Genomic DNA, 23,544 nt, shown 5'->3' with positions numbered 1-23,544 from the left:
TTCATGTTGTGGCACCCCGCAAGGTCTGCTCTTTCTGACGGGCTGAGGCGCCCAGGTGCCTGGGCCAGCCGGCGCGCAAGCCTTGCCGGCCACGGCGGAGCTCCACAAAACGGACCACAGCGTCCATCAGTTCGTCATCGGTGGCGAGTTCAAGGGTATCGACCCCGGCGCGCGCCAGGCTTTCGCGCAGCAAGGCTTCGCGCTGAGCGGCCACACGCGCGTACCGATGGCGAAATCCGGCATCGTGGGTGTCCACCAGCAACTGCTCGCCGGTTTCGGCATCCCGCACGGTGACCAACCCCATATCGGGCAAATCCATCTCCAGCGGATCGAGCACCCGTACCACCACCACATCGTGTCGCTGCGCCAGCTCCCCCAGGGGCTTTTCCCAGCCGGGTTCGCTGATGAAATCGGAGACCACAAACACCGTGCTGCGTTGGCGAATCGTCCGTCCAGCCCCTTTCAACAAATCGGCCAGCCGGGTCACGCCCGATGCTTCGCCGCCCGCGAAGGCTGCCGCCTGAACCCGGTCAATCTGGTGCAGCAGCTGCAAGATCTGGGTGCGCCCTCCGCGCGCGGGCAAGACGCTGACCGGGTCTGTTGCTCCACCGCCCAACAGCAAGGCCCCCACACGGTTGCCGTGCCTGCTGATCAGGCGCGCCAGCACGCCCACAAAGCCTTGAAGCACATCGCTCTTGCGCTGCTCACCTGAGCCAAAATTCAGCGAAGGGCTGAGGTCCAGCAAAAACCATGCGGTCATTTCCCGGTCTTCGGTGAACACCCGGACATGCGGCTGCTGCAACCGGGCGGTCACGTTCCAGTCCATGTGGCGCACATCGTCGTGGTGCTGGTATTCGCGCAAGTCGGCCAGATCGAGACCCGTGCCACGCATCAGCGTACGGTGGTCGCCTTGCAACCACCCATCGAGCCGGCGGATCACCGTCCACTCCAGCCGCTGCAGCAACGCGCCGGCCCGCTCGGGGTCAGCCTTGGTCTGCGGCTGCGGCAAGTGGGTAGACGGGCGATGAAACGGCCACTTAAACATGGTCGTTGCCCCCCAGCCTCAGCGCAGGCAAACCGAACACAGCACTCCCTGGATTCGCGGGGGCGAGGTGGATAAAGTCTGCAAGCGTGATCATGATCAGGCGGCCATCTGGTCATGTGCCATCAGCTTGGTGGGCGCCCTCACAACCGCCATGATTTTCGCGATCACAGCCTCGCTGTCCAAGCCTTCGGAAAGCCCTTCGTAAGAAACCACCACACGGTGGCGCAACACATCGGGCACCAGATCCACCATGTCTTCTGGCAGGGCATAGGTGCGGCCGCGCAACAGCGCCAAAGCGCGGGCACCCTCCACCAGCCCGATGGTGGCACGCGGACTCGCACCGTAGGTGATGCAAGGTGCCAAGGCCTTCAATCCAAACAACGCCGGCTTGCGTGTGGCCGACACGAGCTTGACCGCGTACTGCACCAGCGCGGGGTCGACATAAACCGCGCGGCACTGCGCCTGCAAAACCGCCAGCTGTTCGGTGGTTGCGACCGCGTTCACCACCACAAGGGGACCCGTCACCCGCTGAACAATCACAAACTCTTCTTCCTCGGTGGGGTAGTCCACCTGTACTTTCATGAGGAAGCGGTCGACCTGTGCCTCAGGCAAGGGATAGGTCCCTTCAGTCTCAATCGGGTTCTGCGTAGCCATCACAAGAAAAGGGCTGGGCACCAGGTGGGTCTCGCCCGCGATCGTGACCTGCCGCTCCTGCATGACTTCGAGCAAAGCGCTTTGCACCTTGGCCGGCGCACGGTTGATTTCATCAGCGAGCAGCAGGTTGGCAAACACCGGCCCCAGCGAGGTGCTGAAGTCACCCGTTTTCTGGTTGTAGATGCGGGTGCCCACCAAGTCGGCCGGCACCAGATCGGGCGTGAACTGAATGCGCCTGAACCGCCCCTGCACCACTTCGGCCAGGGTCTTGACCGTGAGCGTCTTGGCCAGCCCCGGCACACCTTCCACCAGCAAGTGCCCCTGCGCCAGCAGGGCCACCATGACCCGCTCCAGGAAACGGTCTTGCCCCACGACCACCCGCTTCACCTCGTAAAGAATCTGTTCCATCAACTCAGCGGTGCCATTGCCCTTGGTTTCCATACGAGACTCCAAAACAAAAAACCAACTAAAAGGCCCGTTCAGCGCGCAGTGCCTTGTTCAGGGGCACCGCGGAACTGGCTTTGCCAGGCCGCCAGTGCCGCCCCCAAGGGGTAACGCCGCAGGCGGCGCGGGGGGTCAGAACGCTGCGGCAGGGGTGGGTCAAAAAGGTTGCATCCCCGCCGCAGCCGCAGCGCTCTCGATGGGCACGGCAAAACCGATGCCCACAAAGGTCCGATGGCTGCTGGGGTTGAGAATGCCGGTCACGATGCCCACCACCTCACCGTCCATGGTGATCAGCGGCCCTCCTGAATTGCCCGGGTTGGCGGCGGCATCAAACTGGATCAGGTTGCGCAGGGGCTGCTCGCCTTCGGGCGACTTGAATTCGCGCCCCAGGCCAGAGACCACACCCGAAGAAACCGAAGGCCCGATGCCAAAGGGAAAACCCACGGCGACCACAGCGTCTCCCGCCTTCAGATCGTGAGAGGAGCGCAGGGTTGCCGCCTGCAGATCGTCGGGCACCGTGGCCGCCTGCAAGACCGCCAGATCGTGTTCGACCTGTACCGATCGGACCGTGGCTTCCGACTCCGAGCCGTCGGCAAACACCAGGCGCACGATGGGGGCCGACTGCACCACATGCAGATTGGTCAGGATGAGACCTTTGTCAACAATCACCACGCCCGTGCCCACACCCGTTTCCACTTCTTCGCCCTGGCGGTTCTTGGCCAGCGACGTGACCCGCACCACCGCAGGTCGAATCATCTCGGCCGCGCGCGCTGCCGCCGAAGGCAACGGTTGGGTGGTCAGGGTGCGCAGCACAGCTGCGTCGATGTCTTGCTGTGTGATGGGACGAGGCACCAGCCGCTGATTCACGCCCACACCCACAACCAAAGCTGCCGCCAGCAACCCCCAAGCCAGCCACAGCGCTCGCGGGCTGCGGGTAAAACGCCTGAGCGCCAAAAATCTACCCGCCGAAACCGTGCGCTCCGGCGCTGCGTCGTCGCCCCCCGGCGCGCCGTCCACCTTGTCCACCGCTGCACCACCAATCGCCGCAAGCGGCGTGCGGTGTCGATCCGACCGACTGTAGAGAGCAGGCTTTCGCACGGCAACTCCTGGCGCACCCGGCGGGTGCAGGACTACATCATGCCCCGTTGGGAAATTCGGTTCAAGCGCTCAACAATTGCCGCAAGACATACGGCAGTATCCCGCCCGCAAGGTAGTAGTTCACCTCAACCGGCGTATCGATGCGCAGGGTCAGGGTGGTCGACACGGTTTCGCCATTGGCACGGGTGATCAACAGCTTGGCCTTGCTCTGCGGCAACAGCTTGGGGTGCGGCAGAATTTCAACCGTTTCGTCCCCTTTCAGACCCAGCGTTTCCCAGGACTCACCTGCCTTGAACTGCAGCGGCAGCACGCCCATGCCCACCAGATTGCTGCGGTGGATGCGCTCGAAGCTTCGCGCCACCACCGCACGAATACCCAGCAACTGCGTGCCCTTGGCCGCCCAGTCCCGGCTGGAGCCAGTACCGTACTCTTCACCCGCAAAAACCACCGTGGGCTGACCAGCGGCCTGGTAACGCTGCGCCGCGTCAAAAATGGATACTTTTTTGCCCTTGCCCGCATAGAGGGTGAAGCCCCCCTCCTCCCGCGACCCATCGGGCCCCGGAGGCAACATGAGGTTCTTGATGCGCACGTTGGCAAAGGTGCCACGCATCATCACATCGTGGTTGCCACGGCGCGCGCCATAGCTGTTGAAATCGGCCTTCATCACGCCGTGCGCCTTCAGCCATTCGCCCGCAGGCGAACTCTCCTTGATGGAGCCCGCCGGCGAGATGTGGTCGGTGGTGATCGAGTCGCCAAACAAGGCCATGACGGCCGCGCCGCGCACCGCCGGCGCCTCGGCCGTCGGCTGCTCCAGCTCAAACCCGTCAAAGAAAGGCGGCTCAGCGATGTAGGTGCTCTTGGGCCAGGTGTAGGCATTGCCGCTCACGCCTTTGATCCGCTCCCAAAGCTTGCCTGGGTCGGTTTTCACCTGCGCATAGTTCTCGCGGTAAGCCTTGCCCTTCATCGCGTATTTCAGCAACGCATGGATTTCTTCGCTGCTCGGCCAAATGTCGCCCAAGTACACCGGTTTGCCACCTTTGCCCACGCCCACCGGGTCGGTCATCAGATCGGTCAACACCGTGCCCGCGATCGCGTAGGCCACCACCAGCGGTGGGCTTGCGAGAAAGTTGGCCTTGAGATTGGGGTGAATGCGGGCTTCAAAGTTGCGGTTGCCCGACAGCACCGACGCACACACCAGCTGGTTCTCGGTGATCGCCTCATTGAGCTCAGGCGTCAGGTCCCCCGCGTTGCCAATGCAGGTGGTACAGCCATAACCCGCGAGCGCAAACCCGAGCTTTTCCAGGTAAGGCAACAAACCGGTGGCGGTCAGGTATTCGGTAACGATGCGCGAGCCAGGCGCCAGCGAAGTCTTGATGTGCGGCTTGACTTTCAAACCAGCCTCCACGGCCTTCTTGGCCAGCAGGCCTGCGGCGAGCAAGACGCTGGGATTGCTGGTGTTGGTGCAGCTGGTGATCGCCGCGATCAGCACATCGCCATTGCCCACTGCGAGTGAGCGACCGGAGTGTCGGGATTTAGCGGCCAGCACGGGCCGGTTGCTCACCATCTCAGCCACCGAGCGCGATGCGCCGGCGGGGGTGTCCGCCGGCTTGCCCGTGGCCGATTCTCCACCACCCGGGTACACCGGAACCCTCAGCGCCAGGCGCTCTGCGTCCTGGTTGAACCCGTTCTCGGCATTGGGTTTGCTGAACAGCGAGCGAAACTGGTCCGCCACCTGCCCCAGCTCGATGCGGTCCTGCGGCCGCTTGGGCCCGGCCAGACTGGGGGTCACCTGCCCCAAATCCAGCGACACCACCTGCGAATAGTCGATGTCACCCGCCTTGGGCATACCAAACATCTGCTGGGCGCGGAAGTAGGCTTCGAACGCATCGACCTCAGCTTTGCTGCGCCCCGTGCCGCGGAAATAGTCCAGCGTCTTGTCGTCCACCGGGAAGAAGCCCATGGTGGCCCCATATTCGGGCGCCATGTTGGCGATGGTGGCGCGGTCGGGCAAAGCCAGCGACGCTGTGCCTTCGCCAAAGAACTCCACGAACTTGCCCACCACCTTTTGCTCGCGCAGGATCTCGGTCACGGTGAGCACCAGATCGGTAGCCGTCACCCCTTCGCGCAAGCGGCCTTTCATTTCAAAGCCCACCACGTCGGGCGTGAGGATGTACACCGGCTGCCCCAACATGGCGGCCTCGGCCTCGATGCCCCCCACACCCCAGCCCACGACACCAATGCCGTTGATCATGGTTGTATGGCTGTCGGTGCCCACCAGCGTGTCGGGGTAATACAGGCCACCCTTCATGTGCACACCACGCGCCAGGTACTCCAGGTTGACCTGGTGCACGATGCCAAACCCGGGTGGCACAACGCCAAAGGTGTCAAACGCCTGCATGCCCCACTTCATGAATTCGTAGCGCTCCTGGTTGCGCTGAAACTCCAGTTTCATGTTCAGGTCAAGCGCGTCTTTGCGGCCGTAGTAGTCGATCATGATGGAGTGGTCCACCACCAGATCCACGGGCACGAGCGGCTCAATTTTCTTCGGGTCGTGCCCCAGCCGTTGCGCCGTGCTCCGCATGGCCGCCACATCGGCCAGCAGCGGTACGCCGGTGAAATCCTGCAAGATCACGCGCGCGACAGTGAATGGGATTTCGGCCGTTCGCTTGGACTTGGGCTTCCAGTTGGCCAGTTGGGCAACGTGATCCACCGTGACACGTTCCCCGTCGCAATGCCGAACCACACTTTCCAGCACAATGCGCAGCGACCAGGGCAGGCGCTGGATGTTGGGATACGCCTTGCTCAGCGCAGGCAAAGAGTAAAACCGCCCTTTTTTGCCGGAGGCAGTCGTGAACGACTGGACGGTCTTGGCGAAAGCATGGGTGGACGGGGTTTTATCGGTCACAAAGCACTCCTGAAAATCACAAGGGAATGGTCACCATTGTGTTCCACGGAAATGCCTGTGTGGGCCACACGGTTACTGCGATGCAATGTTCACAGCGGAAACCCGCCAAAAACCTTCAGGTGCGGTGGCCCAGAACGGCAAAAGGGCGGGTTGCGCCCGCCCTTTCCGTCCCAGAGGTCAAAGCCTCAAACCGTGCGCAAGCTGCCGATGCTTTGCACCAATCTCTGGGCCTGCGACTGCAATGACGTGGCGGCCGCACTGGCCTGCTCCACCATGGCAGCGTTCTGCTGCGTGTTGCGATCCATGTTGGCCATCGCAACGTTCACCTGCTCAATACCTGCCGCTTGCTCATTGGAAGCACGCGCAATCGCATCCACTGTGTCGCCCACGGTTCGGATCGATTCCACGATGCGGCCCATGGTGTCTCCTGCGGCCTTGACGATCTTGGAGCCCGCGTCCACCTGCATCACCGTGGTGCCAATCAGTCCTCCAATTTCTCTCGCGGCTGTGCGGCTGCGATCCGCCAGGTTGCGCACCTCCAACGCCACCACCGCGAATCCACGGCCTTGCTCGCCTGCGCGCGCCGCTTCGACAGCCGCATTGAGCGCCAGGATATTGGTCTGAAAAGCAATGCCGTCGATCACACCGGTGATTTCCTGAATCTTCTTGGCCTGTGCGTCGATCTGAACCATGGTCTTGACCGCTTCGCGCATGGCCTGCCCACCCGCATCGGCAGAGTGGCGCGCCTCTCGCGCCATTTCATTGGCCTGGCGCGCATGCTCTGCACTCTGGCGAACCGTGGCTGTCAGCTGCTCCAGCGAAGCCGCTGTTTCCTGCAGCGAAGAAGCCGTGCCTTCCGTGCGCACCGACAGATCGGCATTGCCCGTGGCAATCTCGTGGCTCGCGGTGCTGACTTCGTCCGCAGCACCCCTGATGTCAGACACCACGGAGCTGAGTCGTCTAGCCACCTCGCCCATGGCCCGCAAGACTTGTCCGGTCGCATCGTTTGAATCTGTGGTGGCCTGCCCTGTGAAGTCGCCATCCGCCATGCGTTTGGCCAGCACCTGCGCTTCGCGCAACGGGCGCACGATGAGGCGCGAAGTCAGCAAGGTCAGCAAAGCCGACAGCACGACCGCCAGCAACGTCCCGCCCAGAATCAAATACGTATTCCTGTCGCGCAAGGCCACGCTTGAGAGCGCCAAAGCGCCGGTGCGCTGCTGCTGCAATTCACGCAGGTTGGAAAAACTCGTTTCCATGCGCAGCTGGATGCCGTCGATCACCCCCATGTAGGACGCAGCGTTCGCCACCATGCCGCTCTTGATATCCAGCGCATCGCCTGCGGCCTGCTGGTACTCCTTGAAATCTTTGACAACCTGCAAAACGATTTCCCGTGCGGGTTCATCCAGCGCCGGCGATTGTGCCACTGTGTCCAGGGCTGCGCCCTGGCGCTTCAGATCCGCCAGGATCTTCTGATCCAGCGCCGCGATCATTTCCTCCTTGTAGCCTGCGCCTTCCCAGGCGAGGCTCTTGTTGAGCAAGCCGTTGACTTCAATCAGGCCACGCTCTGCCGCCTGAACGCTCTCCAGGCGAGGTATCTCGTTCGCGATCACCTGGGTCACGGCCGCTACGGCCTTCTGGCTGGCGTACAGACCCAGTCCTCCGACGGCGACCAGGCAGGCGATGCAGATCACAGGCGCCAAGCCCACTTTGGCACCCACCGGCAATTTTTTGATCAGGTTCAACATGTTGCCCATTCATCCGTCTGTTGGTTTGTTGTTTTCATGGCTCCCGGTCCCGGGAAACGGAAATGCCCGCGCCTGGTTCAGGCGCGGGCATCGAGGCGGATCAGCGGTAGATGCCGACACCCACCCAGCCGTCGTAGCCAGCCAGCTTCACAGCGTAGGTGCTCTTGGACTCCACCTTCTTGCTTTGTGGATGGGCCCATTCGTAGTCCACCCAGCCGGAGCCCTTGGTCTTCGAGACCTGGTTGAATTCCTTGATGATTTCCTTGCCGTTGGCGTCCTTGAGGTTGAGCAGGTTCTTGCCAACCAGCTTGCCGTTGGCACCGTGTGCCACGCAGGAACCGTCGTGGTTGTAGGCCATCACATACAGATCCTTCTTGGTCCAGGTGGCCTTGTCTTCCGAAAAGTCCTTGAACGCCTGCTCGGGGCCCACCTTCTTCACGTGTTCCGTTGCCGCATTGGTCATGGCAACCGCTTCCTCCTTGGAACCACGCTCTTCCGCAAAGGAAGTGCTCATCAAGCCCAGGCCCAACACAGCGGCCATCAGCCCACGAATCAACTTGTTCATCATTAGAGTCTCCAGAGAAATACGGGTGTTAAGAAAAGAACCCAAGGTGTGTCACGCAACCGCGCGTGTCCTGTCTGCCTTGGTGAATGATGTATCGGATACATCAGGTTCGGACTTTAGGTATTTCGCCTCAAAGCATCAGTCAGAAGTAGAGGCGAAAAGCACCGCAATTGAGGCGCAGGGACCAATTGCCTGGCAGCAGTGATTCCCGAGAAAATCCGGAGCAGGAACTACGCCCGGCGCATCTAGACAGACATCGCATGCTCCACGCCAGACCACCACGCGCAGAACTGGGGTGAGTCTGTGGTCCATCGCTGCACGGAGCAAGCCACCGCGGAAATCCGCAGAAAGCCATTGGGGAATCAATGACAAGTGTTCAGCTCCCCCACGCATCGACACACACTAGAAGATGCTCCCCGATGCCCCGGAGAATGCCAGGTGCGTCAGCCTGAAGCGTTCGCATCAAGCTGGCGAGCAACCCGGCGGGCCCACTAACGTTTGCCCAACTGCTCGAGCTCCTCATGGCTGGTGTGGACGTAAGACCGCCAAATCGCTGACTCGGGATCTCTTGCCAGCTGCTGTACGGCAATGCTCTCCGCGGTGCGGTGGTTGTGCAACCCACCGCTCAAATCACCCTGCGCTATCAGGGTGCCCCCCGTCTCCCGCCAACTGAACCACAGTGCTTCGTCCACCTCTTGGCGGTCGCCTTCAGAGGTTAAAAACAAACTGGCGTACTCCCTGGCCTCCGTCTGCAGGACAAGCGCCCTGTCCAACTGCCTTTGCTTGGCCAAGGCCCGACCCCACTGGGACAAGGCATACCAATGACCGCGCCGCCAAGCCCGGGGTGTTGTGGCCTGCAACTCAAAGCGGCGGCTGTATGCCGCAGCTTCGGCGTAGTGGCTCGCCTCTTCGCCAAGATCTCCCAGCACCTCATAAACATCGCCGATCCGGGAGTAGGACAACTGGATACGGTCAAGCCGGACGGAATCAGCACCCTCTTTGGAAAGACGATCAAGCGCGGCATTGCGAGCCAGCAAATGTTGAGTCAGTGCCCCGTTGCGGTTGCCGGCCTGGAGTTTCGCATCCCCCATATCCGTCAACCCCTTCCAAAGGTCGGCATGTGCGTCATCGTTATCCGGGTCCAGGTCGACCCGTCGGCCAGCGGCTGAGATTGCTGTCTCAAGGTGCTCTATGGCCCCAACAATGTCGTTGGCCGCGAGCTGCACATCGGCCAGCTGAGCATGGCTGCGGTACAGCCGCTGCCAGCGCTGCGCATCTGCAGGAGCCTCATCAACCATGCGCTGAGCCAAGGCCGCCGCCGATTTCGCTACACCGCCAAGTTCCTCGGTCTTCGCCAGCCTCAGCTGCAATGCCACCAACGCAGAATAGGCTTCCCACAAAGCAACCTGCGCTTCTGTGCTGCGCGGATCCAGCTGCACGCGCTGCCTGGCTACTGCGACCCGCTCACTCGCCAAGGAGAGGTGCGCCATGTCAGGTACCGTCTTGCCTGGCAACCGTTCAAAAGCAACCAGACTGTTTAATAAGACTTCCAGCAGGAATGCTTCACCTGGGTGGCGTGTGGCCAACTCCCTGGCCGTTTCCGATGCAGCCCGAAACCAACGCAATGCTGTGCCCGGCTGCGATTGCAACCTGGCCAGTTCAGCACTGATGTACTCACGCTTCCAGCGCAACACGTCCCATTGGAGCGAAGCTTCTGGCCTGTCTTTCATGACATCGTCCAGCCTCGCTCCTTGGTCATAAATCCTCTTTGCACCTGCCACATCACCCTGCTGCAACTGCCATTCGACAATATGGATCACGACGGAAAGCGAAAGCAGCTTTCGGGTCGGCTCTCGGGCATAGCTGTCGCTCAGCGCTGACTCCGTATCCTGCATCGCACGAAAGTGAAGCAACGCATCATCCCCCTTGCCATCCGAGACCTTCATCAAAGCCAGCTGTGCATGGCTCCACCACTGAAAGTTGAACCAGTCGGGGAAAGCAGTCGCCCGCCCGATCTGGCCAGACGCCATGCCTGCCAATCGTTCCAACAGCTCGATTGCACGCGGCCTGCTGCTCCCAACAACTGCGGAAAAGGCGCTCAGATGCAACCAATTTGCCGCTTCGATCCCGTTCTCATCTCCGAACAGCGTCGATGCACGCTCGAATGCAGCTCCTGCATCCCCGTGCAAAAGGCGGATTTTGGCCAACCACCCTCCCGCCCCCTCAACGCCTGCAACGACCTCGCGAATCCGAAGGCGATCGAATGACCCGGTATTGGAGGTTCTTTGAACCTCTGCTGAAATCACGCTCAGCTGTTGCCCGGCTTCATCGAAACGTCCGGTCTTCACAGCCGTCAACACAGCTTGAAACCCGTTCCGCCATTCATTGCCCGCGGCGCTCAGGAGAGCCAACTGTTCAATCAATACACCGTAGTCATCCGTCTGCACAGAAAACGCGGCTGGAAAAGCGTAAGACGGAACGCCCTGCTCCAAAAGCGTGTTCAGCATCCTGGACAACACGGCCGCGCTGATACCCCCCGTTCCGGTTCTGCGGTTCAACGACCCATACAGCAAGTCCACCACGGTTTCTATGGCCGCAGGTCGCTGCTCTGGTGAAGCGGCAATCAGCTGCTGTGCTTGAGGGTGAGACAGAACCACCGTGCCCGCATTCGGTGGAGCTCCCAGTGCAAAAAGGGCTGCACCACCTGCGCCGCCCATTCTCGCCAAAGCCACCGATGTCAAAAAACCGAGACCCATGACCGCCAAAAAGCGAATAAACCTCAAGCCGCGATTTGCTGAAACGCTCGAATGCATAAAACTCCCTTGATCAGCGCACAAGGCCACTCTTTTTTTCACCAGACAGTCACGGCCTGACTTGCACCGATGTGCCCCCCCCCCCGGTGACGCTCAAATTTACCGACTCACCCATGAAAAAACCCTCGGGCTGCAAAGCACCGAGGGCCAGTTCATCTACCTTGAGAGAGAGCCGCTTACGCCGCTACACCCTTCGCGGTGTCCGCGTACTCTTCAATTTGATCGAAGTTGAGGTACTTGTAGATGGCTTCGCCGTCCTTGTTCACGATGCCCATGGCTTCGTGGTATTCGGCCACGCTGGGAATGTGGCCCAGCTTGGAGGCAATGGCCGCCAACTCGGCAGAGGCGAGGTACACAAACGTGTTTTTGCCCAGGCGGTTCGGGAAGTTGCGGGTCGAGGTCGAAACCACGGTCGCGCCTTCACGCACTTGGGCCTGGTTGCCCATACACAGCGAGCAGCCGGGCATTTCGGTGCGAGCACCCGCCGAGGCGAATGACGCGTAGTGGCCTTCCTTGACCAATTCGCTCTCGTCCATCTTGGTGGGCGGCGCAATCCACAGCTTCACAGGAATGTCGCGTTGGCCACCGAGCAGCTTGGCAGCTGCCCGGAAGTGCCCAATGTTGGTCATGCAAGAGCCGATGAAAGCTTCGTCGATCTTGGTGCCCGCCACTTCAGACAGCGTCTTGGCATCGTCCGGGTCGTTGGGGCAGCAGAGGATAGGCTCTTTGATGTCTGCCATATCGATCTCGATGACGTGCGCATACTCGGCGTCTTTGTCGGCTTCGAGCAAGTCGGGCTTGGCCAGCCAGGCTTCGACCTTTTCGATGCGGCGCTGCAGGGTGCGTGCGTCGGCATAACCGTTGGCGATCATGTTTTTCATCAGCACGATGTTGCTGGTGAGGTATTCCTTGATCGGCGCGGGGTTGAGCTTGATGGTGCAGCCAGCGGCAGAGCGCTCGGCCGACGCATCGGACAACTCAAATGCCTGCTCTACCTTGAGGTCTGGCAGACCTTCGATTTCCAGGATACGGCCCGAGAACTCATTGATCTTGCCCGCCTTGGCCACGGTCAGCAAACCGGCCTTGATGCCGTACAACGGAATCGCGTGCACCAGATCGCGCAAGGTCACGCCGGGCTGCATTTTGCCCTTGAAGCGCACCAGCACCGACTCAGGCATGTCCAGCGGCATCACGCCGGTGGCTGCACCGAAAGCGACCAGGCCAGAGCCGGCCGGGAAGCTGATACCGATGGGGAACCGGGTGTGGCTGTCGCCACCGGTGCCCACGGTGTCGGGCAACAGCAGGCGGTTGAGCCACGAGTGGATCACGCCATCGCCAGGACGCAAGGCCACGCCGCCGCGGCTGCTGATGAAGGCAGGCAGTTCGCGGTGGGTTTTCACGTCAACCGGCTTGGGATAGGCCGCCGTGTGGCAAAACGACTGCATCACCAGATCGGCACTGAAGCCCAGGCAGGCCAAGTCTTTCAGCTCGTCGCGGGTCATGGGGCCGGTGGTGTCCTGCGAACCCACGGTGGTCATCTTTGGCTCGCAGTAGGTACCAGGGCGCACGCCCTGGCCTTCGGGCAAACCCACAGCGCGGCCGACCATTTTTTGCGCCAGCGTGAAGCCGGCCTTGGTTTCTTTCGGAGGCGTCGGCAGGCGGAACAGCGTGGAGACGGGCAGCGCCAGAAACTCGCGCGCCTTGGCGGTGAGCGCACGGCCAATGATCAGGTTGATGCGGCCGCCAGCCCGCACTTCGTCAAACAGCACATCGCTCTTCAACTTGAACTCGGCCATGGTTTCGCCGTTTTTCAGAATTTTGCCGTCGTAGGGCATCACGTCAACGACGTCGCCCATTTCCAGCTTGGTCACGTCCACTTCGATGGGCAAGGCGCCAGAGTCTTCTTGCGTATTGAAGAAGATGGGCGCGATTTTGCCGCCCAGGGTCACACCACCAAAACGCTTGTTGGGCACGTAAGGAATGTCCTGGCCTGTGGCCCAGATCACCGAGTTGGTGGCCGATTTGCGCGAAGAACCGGTACCGACCACGTCGCCCACATAGGCCACGAGATTGCCCTTGGCCTTCAGGTCTTCAATGAACTGCATGGGGCCGCGCTTGCCGTCTTCCTCGGGCTTGAACGCCGCGTCAGAACGGGTGTTCTTGAGCATGGCCAGGTAGTGCATCGGAATGTCCGGGCGCGTCGTGGCATCAGGCGCTGGCGACAAATCGTCGGTGTTGGTTTCGCCTGGCACCTTGAACACCGTTACGGTGATTTTTTTCTCGACTTCAGGGCGGGTGGTGAACCACTCGCCGTCAGCCCAGCTCTGCATCACTTCTTTGGCCTTGGCGTTGCCCGATTTGGCTTTCTCGGCCACATCGTTGAAGAAGTCAAACATCAACAGGGTTTTCTTCAAGCCTTCGGCGGCCACGCTCGCGACTTCAGCGTCGTCGAGCAGCTCGATCAATGGGTGCACGTTGAATCCGCCCACCATCGTGCCCAGCAACTCGGTCGCCTTGGTCTTGGAGATCAAGGCGACTTTTTCGTCTTCGTGGGCCACAGCGGCCAGGAAGCTGGCCTTGACTTTGGCCGCGTCATCCACACCCGGTGGCACGCGGTGTGTCAGCAAATCCATCAGGAAGGCGTCTTCGCCTGCGGGCGGGTTCTTGATCAGCTCGATCAGCGCAGCCACTTGCTTGGCATCGAGCGCCAGCGGCGGAATACCCAGCGCAGCGCGTTCGGCCACATGGGCGCGGTAGTCGGTGAGGAAGTTGGACATGGTTTTCTCCAGAAAAATGGGAGGGAACGGAAACTGAATTCAGGAAGTGGCGGCTGGGGAAGCAAACCAATGCACCACCGAGTCGGGCAAACGACGCCCCGTCTGGTGAGCACGCTCCAGCACTTGCCAGTAGTAGCGGTAACTGGCCCTGTCGTGCAAGCGGCCCTCATGAGACACCGGCGCCCAATCGGCCGCCGCGGCGCGCTCCACAATCTCGGCGGCGGTGTGCACCGCTGCATCGCTGGGCGAAAAGGCCGCGAGAATGGGCCGAATCTGATCTGGATGAATGCTCCACATACGGGTGTAGCCCAGCTCATGGGACGCCTTGCGGGCCGCTGTCGCCAACGCCGCCGAGTCCTTGAACTCGGTCACGACATTGTGCGAAGGCACTTTGCCAAACGCATGACAAGCCGATGCAATCTCCATTTTGGCCCGCAGCACAAGCGGATGGGCAAACTGCCCGGCGAGCCCCATGCCTTCCGCTGGAATCGCGCCGCCATGGGAGGACACAAAATCCATCAAGCCAAAGCTGAGGCTCTGCACACGGGGATGGGCCGCGATTTCGAAGGCGCGGTGCACCGCAGCCGGCGACTCGATCAACACGTGCAGCGGCAACTGGGTTGCACCCGCGGCGTCCATGGCAGAAACGGCCCGATGCACATCGGCAACCGACTCCACCTTGGGCACCATCAAATGGCACAGACGGTGGCCGGCTTGGCCTGCAATGGCGGCCACCTCGGCATCAAACGATGCATGGTCGACCGGGTGCACACGCACCGCCACGCGCGCCCGCGGCGCAGCCCCCAACGCAAGCTCGGTCACCAGCGTTGCATGCTCGGCTTCACCGCCCACAGGGGCCCCGTCTTCACAATCGAGCGTGACATCAAAAACACAAGCGCCGAATTCGGCGCTCATCTCTGCCTGCAATTGCAGGCTCTTGCGCATCCGAGCTTCAACACCGCTGTAGTGGTCGCAGACCGGCAGCGCGAACGCGCCGGCCTGGGCACCAAGCAGTATCTGAGCGGGATGCGGTTTCATCAATGCGTCAGTCCGCCAATTACAGCAAGTGCTTGACGCCGTCTTTTTCGCCTTCAAGCTCGGCCAGGGTCTTGTTGATGCATTCTTGCGAGAAAGCATCGATTTCCAGGCCTTCGACAACCGTGTACTCGCCGTTTTCACACGTCACGGGGAAGCCAAACATGGTGTCTTTCGGAATGCCGTACCAGCCTTGCGAAGGAATGCCCATGGTGACCCACTCGCCCTTGGTGCCCAAGGCCCAGTCGCGCATGTGATCGATGGCCGCATTGGCGGCCGATGCGGCCGAAGACAGGCCACGCGCTTCAATGATGGCTGCGCCGCGCTTGCCCACGGTGGGCAGGAACACGTTGGCGTTCCAGTCTTGATCGTTGATCATGTCCTTGACCGAAGCGCCATCGATGGTGGCGAAGCGGTAATCGGCGTACATGGTGGGCGAGTGGTTGCCCCAGACAGCCAGTTTTTTGATGGCAGAAACGGGCTTGCCCGTTTTGGCGGCAATCTGGCTGGCGGCACGGTTGTGATCCAGGCGCAGCATGGCGGTGAAGTTGTTGGGATTCAGATCCGGTGCGCTCTTCATGGCGATGTAGGCGTTGGTGTTGGCAGGGTTGCCCACCACCAGCACCTTGACATTGCGCGAGGCCACGGCGTTCAAGGCTTTGCCCTGGGCCGTGAAGATCTGGCCGTTGATGGCCAGCAACTCGGCGCGCTCCATGCCGGCTTTGCGGGGCATGGAACCGACCAACAGGGCGTAATCGGTGTCTTTGAAAGCGGTCATCGGATCGCTGTGGGCTTCCATACCGACCAGCAGAGGGAAGGCGCAATCTTCCAATTCCATCATCACGCCCTTGAGCGCCTTCTGGGGACCGTCAACCGGCACTTCCAGCAATTGCAGGATCACAGGCTGGTCTTTACCCAGCATTTCGCCCGAGGCGATGCGGAACAACAGGGCGTAACCGATTTGACCGGCGGCGCCAGTGACGGCAACGCGAACAGGCTTCTTGCTCATGGTGAAAACTCCTGAAAAAGACAAACAATGGGGGACGACTTGAGACGAAAGCGTCGGGTGACGTGGGCCAAAGACCAAGCAGGCAGGCCTGCAGGGGATGGTCCATGCTCAGCCCTTGAGTGTACCCGGGCAAACCCTGAAACGTCAATTTGTCTTATGTCTTATATAAGATATGATTCACGACCCGAGCCGCCGACTCTATGAGCCACTCTCTCGGGACCAATCCATGGCTGCCCACACCCCCCCCCCTCCGAAGCCACCGCACTCGCCGCCCGCGGCGCGGTCGAAAGCGTGGTCGACACTGCCGCCGGCCAGGGGCCGACGACGCCCGCGTTCAGCCCGCTGTACCAGCAGATCAAAACCCTGATCTTGCGCAGCCTGCAGGCTGGCGAGTGGAAACCAGGCGACATGATCCCCAGCGAATTTGACCTGGCCGCACGCTTCCGGGTCAGCCAGGGCACGGTACGCAAAGCTGTGGACGAGCTCGCCACCGACAACCTGCTGGTGCGCCGACAAGGCAAAGGCACGTTTGTCGCAACCCATGCCGCGCAACACATCCAGTACCGATTCTTGCGCCTGCTCCCCGACAGCGGCACGCTCGAAGGCCAGGGTCCGGCTGAGCGCCGCATTGTTGAGTGCCGCCGCTTGCGCGCCCCGGCCGATGTGGCCCGCCAGCTGGGCCTGCGCACGGGCGATGCCGTCCTGCAAGTGCGCCGTGTGCTGGCCTTCGGTGGCACACCGGCCATCCTTGAAGACCTGTGGCTGCCGGGAACCGCTTTCAAAGGCCTGACCCTGGAGACCTTGGCCGAAGACAAGGGGCCGATGTATGCCCTGTTTGAAACCCAGTTCGGCGTGCGCATGGTCCGAGCCACGGAAAAACTCAAGGCCGTGATCGCCGACGCCCCGACCGCCGAACTGCTCGCCATCAAACAAGGCCATCCACTGCTCAGCGTCGAGCGGCTCGCGTACACCTACAACGATGTGCCCATGGAGCTGCGTCGGGGTCTGTACCTCACCGAATTGCGGCACTACCACAACGAATTGAGCTGATGCACGTCAAGTCCCTGGCCTCAAATCACCCAAAACCCCTCGTCACCGCCAGCCTGTCAGGCTCCGGTATGCTGCGTTGCAATAGAATTTGCGATCCGCTCGCATGAGTTACCAGCGCGTTACATCCGTTCTCCCTCAAGACTCCACTTCGGAAGAAAGCCCCATCACATGACCGAGATGACCAAAAAGCGGCCTGAGTTCCGCAACATCAACGCCTTCAAGGACCTCACCACCTACCGCATGACACCGGCGGCGTGGGTTTCGATCCTGCACCGTGCCAGCGGCGCGCTGATGTTTCTGCTGCTGCCGCTCATCGTCTGGCTGTTCGACACTTCTGTGTCTTCCGAGATCTCGTTCGACCGGTTCACCGCAGCGTTTTCAGTTGGCCTGGGATTCGTGCCTGGCTGGTTGTTCAAGCTGGTGGTGCTGGCCATCATCTGGGCGTACGTACACCACCTGATCGCAGGTGTGCGCCACGTCTACATGGACGCCACCCACAAGGTCACGAAAGAGTTCGGTAAATCAACTGCCATCGTGACACTGGTCCTGAGCATCGGGCTGACCCTCGTGCTGGGCGCCAAGTTGTTTAATCTTTATTGATGGTGGGTCAGCCCTTTAGCCCTGACCCCAACTTGATACCAAAAAAGGAATAAACCATGCCCGCCAATTACGGAACCAAGCGCGTCGTCTCCGGCGCCCACTACGGCACTCGCGACTGGCTGGCCCAGCGCGTCACCGCCGTGCTGATGACGGCGCTCACCCTGATCGTGATCGCCAAGGTGGTCTTCACGGCGGGGCCGATCGGCTACGAATCCTGGGCTGGCCTCTTCGCCAGCCAGTGGATGAAAACCCTCACCTTTGCCGTCTTCGTGGCACTGGCTTACCACGTCTGGGTCGGCATGCGGAACATCTGGATGGACTACGTCAAGCCAGCAGGTATCCGCCTCGTGCTGCACGTTTTCACCATCGTCTGGCTCGCCGCCTGCCTGGGCTGGGCCGTTCAAGTTCTCTGGAGACTCTGAAGTCATGACCGCAACCGCAAATCTCCCCAAGCGTCAATTTGACGTCGTGATCATTGGTGCCGGCGGCTCCGGCATGCGCGCCTCGCTGCAACTCGCCCGTGCCGGCCTGAAAGTGGCCGTATTGTCCAAGGTGTTCCCCACCCGCTCGCACACGGTTGCCGCGCAAGGTGGTGTGTCCGCGTCGCTGGGCAACATGAGCGAAGACAACTGGCACTACCATTTTTACGACACCATCAAGGGTTCCGACTGGCTGGGCGACCAAGACGCCATCGAATTCATGTGCCGTGAAGCGCCGAAAGTGGTGTACGAGCTGGAACACTTCGGCATGCCGTTCGACCGCAATCCCGACGGCACGATTTACCAGCGCCCCTTTGGCGGCCACACCGCCAATTACGGCGAAAAGCCCGTGCAACGCGCCTGCGCCGCAGCCGACCGCACCGGCCACGCCATGCTGCACACGCTGTACCAGCAAAACGTTGAAGCCAAGACCACGTTCTTCGTGGAATGGATGGCGCTTGACCTGATTCGCGACGCCGATGGCGACGTGTTGGGCGTGACCGCGCTGGAAATGGAAACCGGCGAAACCTACATACTGGAAGCCAAGCAAACCTTGCTAGCCACCGGCGGCGCAGGCCGCATCTTTGGTGCGTCCACCAACGCCTTCATCAACACCGGCGACGGCCTGGGCATGGCCGCCCGCGCTGGCCTCCCGCTGCAAGACATGGAGTTCTGGCAATTTCACCCCACCGGCGTGGCTGGCGCGGGCGTGTTGCTGACCGAGGGCTGCCGCGGCGAAGGCGCCATTCTGCTCAACAGCGAAGGCGAGCGCTTCATGGAGCGTTACGCGCCCACCTTGAAAGACCTGGCGCCGCGCGATTTTGTGTCGCGCTGCATGGACCAGGAAATCAAGGAAGGCCGTGGCTGTGGTCCCAACAAAGACTACATCTTCATGAAGCTGGATCACCTGGGTGCCGACACCATTCACAAGCGCCTGCCATCGGTGTATGAGATTGGCGTCAACTTCGCCAACGTCGACATCACCCGCGAGCCCATTCCTGTGGTGCCCACCATCCACTACCAGATGGGTGGTATTCCCACCAACATCAATGGCCAGGTCGTCGCCCCTGACGGCCAGGGTGCCCAAAAAGTCGTCAACGGCCTCTACGCCGTGGGTGAGTGCGCTTGCGTGAGCGTGCACGGCGCCAACCGCCTGGGCACCAACTCGCTGCTCGACCTGCTCGTGTTTGGCCGCGCGGCCGGCAACCATATCGTTGAACACAACGACAAAGCCGTCAACCACAAGCCGCTGCCCACCGACGCCGCCGACAAAACCCTGGCTCGCCTGGCTCGCCTGGACAACTCGACCGACGGCGAATACGCGCAAGACGTGGCCAACGACATGCGCGCCGCGATGCAACAGCACGCGGGCGTGTTCCGCACCCAGGCCATCCTGGACGAAGGCGTGGTCAAGATCAACGCCCTGCGTGAGCGCGTGGCCAATATCACGTTGAAAGACAAATCCAAGGTGTTCAACACCGCGCGCATTGAAGCGCTGGAAGTCGACAACCTGATGGAAGCCGCCCAAGCCACCATGACGTCGGCCGCAGCCCGCAAAGAATGCCGTGGCGCCCACACGGTAAACGACTACGAGCGCCCGGCCGACGATGCCGAGTTCCCGCTGGGTCGCAACGACAAAGAGTGGATGAAACACACCTTGTGGGACAGCGCGAGCAACAGCCTGTCCTACAAGCCAGTCAATCTGAAGCCTCTGACCGTAGAGTCGGTGCCCCCGAAGGTTAGAACTTTTTAAACACCCCGCGCGCCCGCGGCGCACCCCTCAAGGGGCGGCGCTAGTGGCCTGGCAAAGCCAGTTCCGCGGCGCCCTTGAGCAAAAACGCCCAGCCGTTCACCTATTGCAGGATCACACCATGGCACTTCGCACATTCAAGATCTACCGCTACGACCCGGAAAAAGACGCCAAGCCGTACATGCAAACCATCGAGGTTGAACTCGATGGCGACGAACGCATGCTGCTTGACGCCCTCGGCAAACTCAAGAAGGTCGACCCCTCCATCTCGTTCCGCCGCTCGTGCCGTGAAGGCGTTTGCGGCTCGGACGCCATGAACATCAACGGCAAAAATGGTCTGGCCTGCTTGACCAATATGAATACGCTGCCTGGCGTGATCACACTCAAGCCCCTGCCCGGCCTGCCGGTGGTGCGCGACCTGATCGTGGACATGACGCTGTTCTTCAAGCAATACAACAGCATCAAACCCTACCTGATCAACAACGATCCACCGCCCCGCACCGAGCGCCTGCAAAGCCCGGAAGAGCGCGACGAGCTCAACGGCCTGTACGAGTGCATTCTGTGCGCCAGCTGCTCCACCGCCTGCCCCAGCTTCTGGTGGAATCCCGACAAGTTCGTTGGGCCCGCCGGCTTGCTGCAGGCCTATCGCTTCATTGCTGACAGCCGGGATCAGGCCACGAGCGAGCGCCTGGACAACCTTGAAGACCCTTACCGCCTCTTCCGTTGCCACACCATCATGAACTGTGTCGATGTGTGCCCCAAGGGACTCAACCCCACCAAAGCCATCGGCAAAATCAAAGAAATGATGGTGATGCGCTCTATTTGAGTGCAGCACAAAGATCACCATGAACGCCATCACCAGTGACGCCCTGCTCGACGAACGCGCCTTGAGCAAGCTGCGCTGGCGCTGCCGTCGTGGACTGCTCGAAAACGATCTGTTCATCGAGAAGTTTTTTGCCAGGCATGCTTCTAGCTTGACCGTCAGGCAAGCCGAAGCTCTGGGGGTTTTAATGGATCTGTCCGACAACGACCTGCTGGATCTGTTGCTCGGCAGAAAACAACCCCTGGACGAACTGGCCCAAGCAGACATCACGCACGTGTTGGGCATGCTGCGCGCAGCCCGACTTCCCCAATAAGACCTCCTTTAAAGGAACCCGCATGAAACTCGCAGACAACAAAGCCACTCTGTCATTCTCCAATGGCAGCCCCAGCGTCGATATGCCGGTGTACTCGGGCAGCATTGGCCCCGATGTGGTCGACATCCGCAAGCTGTACGCCCAGACCGGCATGTTCACCTACGATCCCGGCTTCCTTTCAACAGCCGCCTGCCAGTCGGCCATTACCTACATCGATGGCGACAAAGGTGAGTTGCTGTACCGCGGCTACCCGATCGAGCAGCTCGCCACACATTGCGACTACCTCGACACCTGCTATTTGCTGCTCAAGGGCGACCTGCCCGATGCCAATGAAGCCGCTGACTTCCACAAGCTGGTGGCCCAGCACACCATGGTCAACGAGCAGATGCAGTTTTTCCTGCGTGGCTTCCGCCGTGATGCCCACCCCATGGCCATCCTGACCGGTCTGGTCGGCGGCATGTCGGCCTTCTACCACGACAGCACCGACATCAACAATCCGGAACACCGCGAAATCGCGGCCATCCGCCTGATTGCCAAAATGCCCACGCTCGTGGCCATGGCTTACAAGTACAAGGTGGGCCAGCCCTACATGTACCCGCAGAACAATCTCAGCTACGCCGGCAACTTCATGCGCATGATGTTCGGCACGCCTTGCGAAGAATACGTGGTCAATCCCGTGATTGAACGCGCGCTGGACCGCATCTTCATCTTGCACGCCGACCACGAGCAAAACGCGTCCACCTCAACGGTGCGTCTGTGTGCCTCCTCCGGCACCAATCCATTCGCTGCCATCTCTGCTGGCGTTGCTTGCCTGTGGGGCCCCGCACACGGCGGCGCCAACGAAGCCTGTCTCAACATGCTGGAAGACATCCAGGCACAAGGCGGCTTGTCCAAAGTGGGCGAGTTCATGGAGAAGGTGAAAGACAAGAATTCCGGCGTCAAGCTGATGGGTTTTGGTCACCGCGTCTACAAAAACTACGATCCCCGCGCCAAGCTCATGCAGGAAACCTGCGATGAAGTGCTGGAAGAACTCGGTCTGGAAAACGATCCGCTGTTCAAGCTCGCCAAGGCTCTGGAAAAGATCGCTCTGGAAGACGACTACTTCGTCTCCCGCAAGCTCTACCCCAACGTCGACTTCTACTCCGGCATCGTGCAACGCGCCATCGGCATTCCAGTGAACTTGTTCACCGGCGTGTTCGCCTTGGCCCGCACCGTGGGCTGGATCGCCCAGCTCAACGAAATGATCGGCGACCCTGAGTACAAAATCGGCCGCCCACGCCAGCTGTTCACCGGCTCCGAGCGCCGCGACGTCAAGCCCCGCTGATCGTTCTGCGATCAGCTGATCGCAACCACGGCTCAAAACCCGTCTGGCATTTGCCAGGCGGGTTTTCTTTTGACGGCTACGGCCATCGCGAAACACGAAGGACAAATCCACTTACAAGGGCGAGAATAGCCAACTCATCGCCAAACACGATGAGCCCCCCATGAACGCACCTGATCGCAGTTTCACCCGCCGCATCGACCTCACCTCGCTACAGCTCTTTGTGGCGGTGTGCGAGCGTGGCAGCATCGGCAAGGCCGCTGAGCAAGAATTCCTGGCAACTTCGGCGGTGAGCAAACGCCTCTCCGATCTCGAATCCACCGTGGGCAGTAGCCTGCTCTACCGCACGGCCCGTGGCGCGACGCCAACGCCGGCCGGCCAAAGTTTGCTGCACCACGCCCGCTCGGTGCTGTTCAGCCTCGACAAGATGCAGGGTGAACTCTCCGAATACGCCGATGGCGTGCGCGGCCATGTGCGGGTGCACGCCAACATCTCCGCCATCGTGCAATTCCTGCCGGAAGACCTGGGCACCTTCATTCGCGCTCATGAGCAAATCAAGATCGATCTGGAAGAACATCTCTCCAACGAAGTACTTCGCGCGGTTCACGAAGGCGCCGCCGACCTGGGCATCTGCCACACGGGCGCTGCGGGTCAAACCACCGGTTTGCAAACGCTCCCCTACCGCCAGGACCAACTCGCTCTCGTGGTTCCCCGCCATCACCCGCTGGCCGATCGCCAGACAATCGCCTTCTCTGACAGCCTGGAATGGGATCAGGTGGGCCTGCATGCCAACAGCTCCATCTCTCTCGCCATGCACGCTGCGGCTGCCGCAGTTGGCAAAGGCATTCGCCTCCGCATCCGCGTGACTGGGCTGGACGCCATGTGCCGCATGATCCACAACGGACTGGGCGTCGGACTCATGCCGCAACGCGCATTCGAGCTCATGCACGGTGTGGGCGATCTGGTTTGTGTGCCGCTGAGCGACGCATGGGCCCATCGCCAGATCAATCTGATTGCCCGCGATTTTTCCTCGCTGCCCGTTACCGCCCGCCTGCTGGTGAGCCACTTGAGCGAACAGGCCGGCCAAAGCACAGCAGCCACTCCATCCCCCTAGAATC

At 61.0% G+C, this 23,544-nt stretch carries 18 protein-coding genes; 8 read left to right on the top strand and 10 right to left on the bottom strand.

The genetic code is table 11. The features are described from left to right. Position 1: 1 nt before the first annotated feature. From E5678_RS01110 to E5678_RS01065, 10 genes are all read right to left on the bottom strand, one after another. Positions 2 to 1,045 carry a DUF58 domain-containing protein gene (locus tag E5678_RS01110; protein ID WP_136176826.1) on the bottom strand — a complete coding sequence of 348 codons (1,044 nt, stop codon included), beginning with the start codon at positions 1,043 to 1,045 and terminating at the stop codon, positions 2 to 4. Between the two features lie 96 nt (positions 1,046 to 1,141). Further along, positions 1,142 to 2,140: a MoxR family ATPase gene (locus E5678_RS01105; protein ID WP_136176825.1), complete on the bottom strand. Its 999-nt coding sequence runs from the start codon at positions 2,138 to 2,140 to the stop codon at positions 1,142 to 1,144. 159 nt (positions 2,141 to 2,299) lie between these two features. Further along, positions 2,300 to 3,241 carry a trypsin-like peptidase domain-containing protein gene (locus tag E5678_RS01100; RefSeq protein WP_136176824.1) on the bottom strand — a complete coding sequence of 314 codons (942 nt, stop codon included), beginning with the start codon at positions 3,239 to 3,241 and terminating at the stop codon, positions 2,300 to 2,302. Between the two features lie 61 nt (positions 3,242 to 3,302). Beyond that, the gene (locus E5678_RS01095; protein WP_136176823.1) at positions 3,303 to 6,146 is read right to left on the bottom strand and encodes an aconitate hydratase; all 2,844 of its coding nucleotides are present in this window, start codon (positions 6,144 to 6,146) and stop codon (positions 3,303 to 3,305) included. Positions 6,147 to 6,331: 185 nt separating this feature from the next. Next, a complete protein-coding gene (locus E5678_RS01090; RefSeq protein WP_168708460.1) occupies positions 6,332 to 7,891 on the bottom strand; it encodes a methyl-accepting chemotaxis protein in 1,560 nt (519 codons plus the stop codon). Between the two features lie 100 nt (positions 7,892 to 7,991). Next, positions 7,992 to 8,459, bottom strand: a complete 468-nt coding sequence (locus E5678_RS01085; RefSeq protein WP_136176821.1) for a cache domain-containing protein — start codon at positions 8,457 to 8,459, stop codon at positions 7,992 to 7,994. A 488-nt stretch (positions 8,460 to 8,947) separates the two neighbouring features. Further along, positions 8,948 to 11,269 carry a hypothetical protein gene (locus E5678_RS01080; RefSeq protein WP_136176820.1) on the bottom strand — a complete coding sequence of 774 codons (2,322 nt, stop codon included), beginning with the start codon at positions 11,267 to 11,269 and terminating at the stop codon, positions 8,948 to 8,950. Between the two features lie 176 nt (positions 11,270 to 11,445). Further along, positions 11,446 to 14,046, bottom strand: a complete 2,601-nt coding sequence (gene acnB / locus E5678_RS01075; protein WP_136176819.1) for a bifunctional aconitate hydratase 2/2-methylisocitrate dehydratase — start codon at positions 14,044 to 14,046, stop codon at positions 11,446 to 11,448. Between the two features lie 39 nt (positions 14,047 to 14,085). Beyond that, the gene (locus tag E5678_RS01070; protein ID WP_136176818.1) at positions 14,086 to 15,084 is read right to left on the bottom strand and encodes an aldolase/citrate lyase family protein; all 999 of its coding nucleotides are present in this window, start codon (positions 15,082 to 15,084) and stop codon (positions 14,086 to 14,088) included. A 19-nt stretch (positions 15,085 to 15,103) separates the two neighbouring features. Then, positions 15,104 to 16,090, bottom strand: coding sequence for a malate dehydrogenase (locus E5678_RS01065; RefSeq protein ID WP_136176817.1), 987 nt, complete (start codon positions 16,088 to 16,090; stop codon positions 15,104 to 15,106). Between the two features lie 291 nt (positions 16,091 to 16,381). On the opposite strand from E5678_RS01065, the gene E5678_RS01060 reads away from it, so the two are divergent. From E5678_RS01060 to E5678_RS01025, 8 genes are all read left to right on the top strand, one after another. Beyond that, positions 16,382 to 17,140 carry a GntR family transcriptional regulator gene (locus E5678_RS01060; RefSeq protein ID WP_136176816.1) on the top strand — a complete coding sequence of 253 codons (759 nt, stop codon included), beginning with the start codon at positions 16,382 to 16,384 and terminating at the stop codon, positions 17,138 to 17,140. 168 nt (positions 17,141 to 17,308) lie between these two features. After that, positions 17,309 to 17,740, top strand: coding sequence for a succinate dehydrogenase, cytochrome b556 subunit (gene sdhC, locus E5678_RS01055; protein WP_136176815.1), 432 nt, complete (start codon positions 17,309 to 17,311; stop codon positions 17,738 to 17,740). A 56-nt stretch (positions 17,741 to 17,796) separates the two neighbouring features. Continuing rightward, complete coding sequence (gene sdhD, locus E5678_RS01050) at positions 17,797 to 18,162, top strand: succinate dehydrogenase, hydrophobic membrane anchor protein (RefSeq protein ID WP_136176814.1); 366 nt, start codon at positions 17,797 to 17,799, stop codon at positions 18,160 to 18,162. 4 nt (positions 18,163 to 18,166) lie between these two features. Continuing rightward, on the top strand, positions 18,167 to 19,972 hold the full coding sequence (gene sdhA, locus E5678_RS01045) for a succinate dehydrogenase flavoprotein subunit (protein ID WP_136176813.1): 1,806 nt from the start codon (positions 18,167 to 18,169) through the stop codon (positions 19,970 to 19,972). A gap of 118 nt (positions 19,973 to 20,090) precedes the next feature. Beyond that, on the top strand, positions 20,091 to 20,795 hold the full coding sequence (locus E5678_RS01040) for a succinate dehydrogenase iron-sulfur subunit (protein WP_136176812.1): 705 nt from the start codon (positions 20,091 to 20,093) through the stop codon (positions 20,793 to 20,795). A gap of 19 nt (positions 20,796 to 20,814) precedes the next feature. Next, the gene (locus tag E5678_RS01035) at positions 20,815 to 21,105 is read left to right on the top strand and encodes a succinate dehydrogenase assembly factor 2 (RefSeq protein WP_210731964.1); all 291 of its coding nucleotides are present in this window, start codon (positions 20,815 to 20,817) and stop codon (positions 21,103 to 21,105) included. Positions 21,106 to 21,127: 22 nt separating this feature from the next. Then, entirely contained in the window at positions 21,128 to 22,429 is a 1,302-nt protein-coding gene (locus E5678_RS01030; RefSeq protein ID WP_136176811.1) for a citrate synthase, read from the top strand. Positions 22,430 to 22,589: 160 nt separating this feature from the next. After that, a complete protein-coding gene (locus E5678_RS01025) occupies positions 22,590 to 23,540 on the top strand; it encodes a LysR family transcriptional regulator (protein ID WP_136176810.1) in 951 nt (316 codons plus the stop codon). Positions 23,541 to 23,544 lie beyond the last annotated feature (4 nt).

Source organism: Hydrogenophaga sp. PAMC20947 (genome assembly GCF_004795855.1).
In the GTDB taxonomy this organism is placed as follows: Bacteria; Pseudomonadota; Gammaproteobacteria; order Burkholderiales; family Burkholderiaceae_C; genus Hydrogenophaga.
Note: the sequence above shows the minus strand (reverse complement) of the source record. Positions and strands in the feature narration are given on the sequence as shown.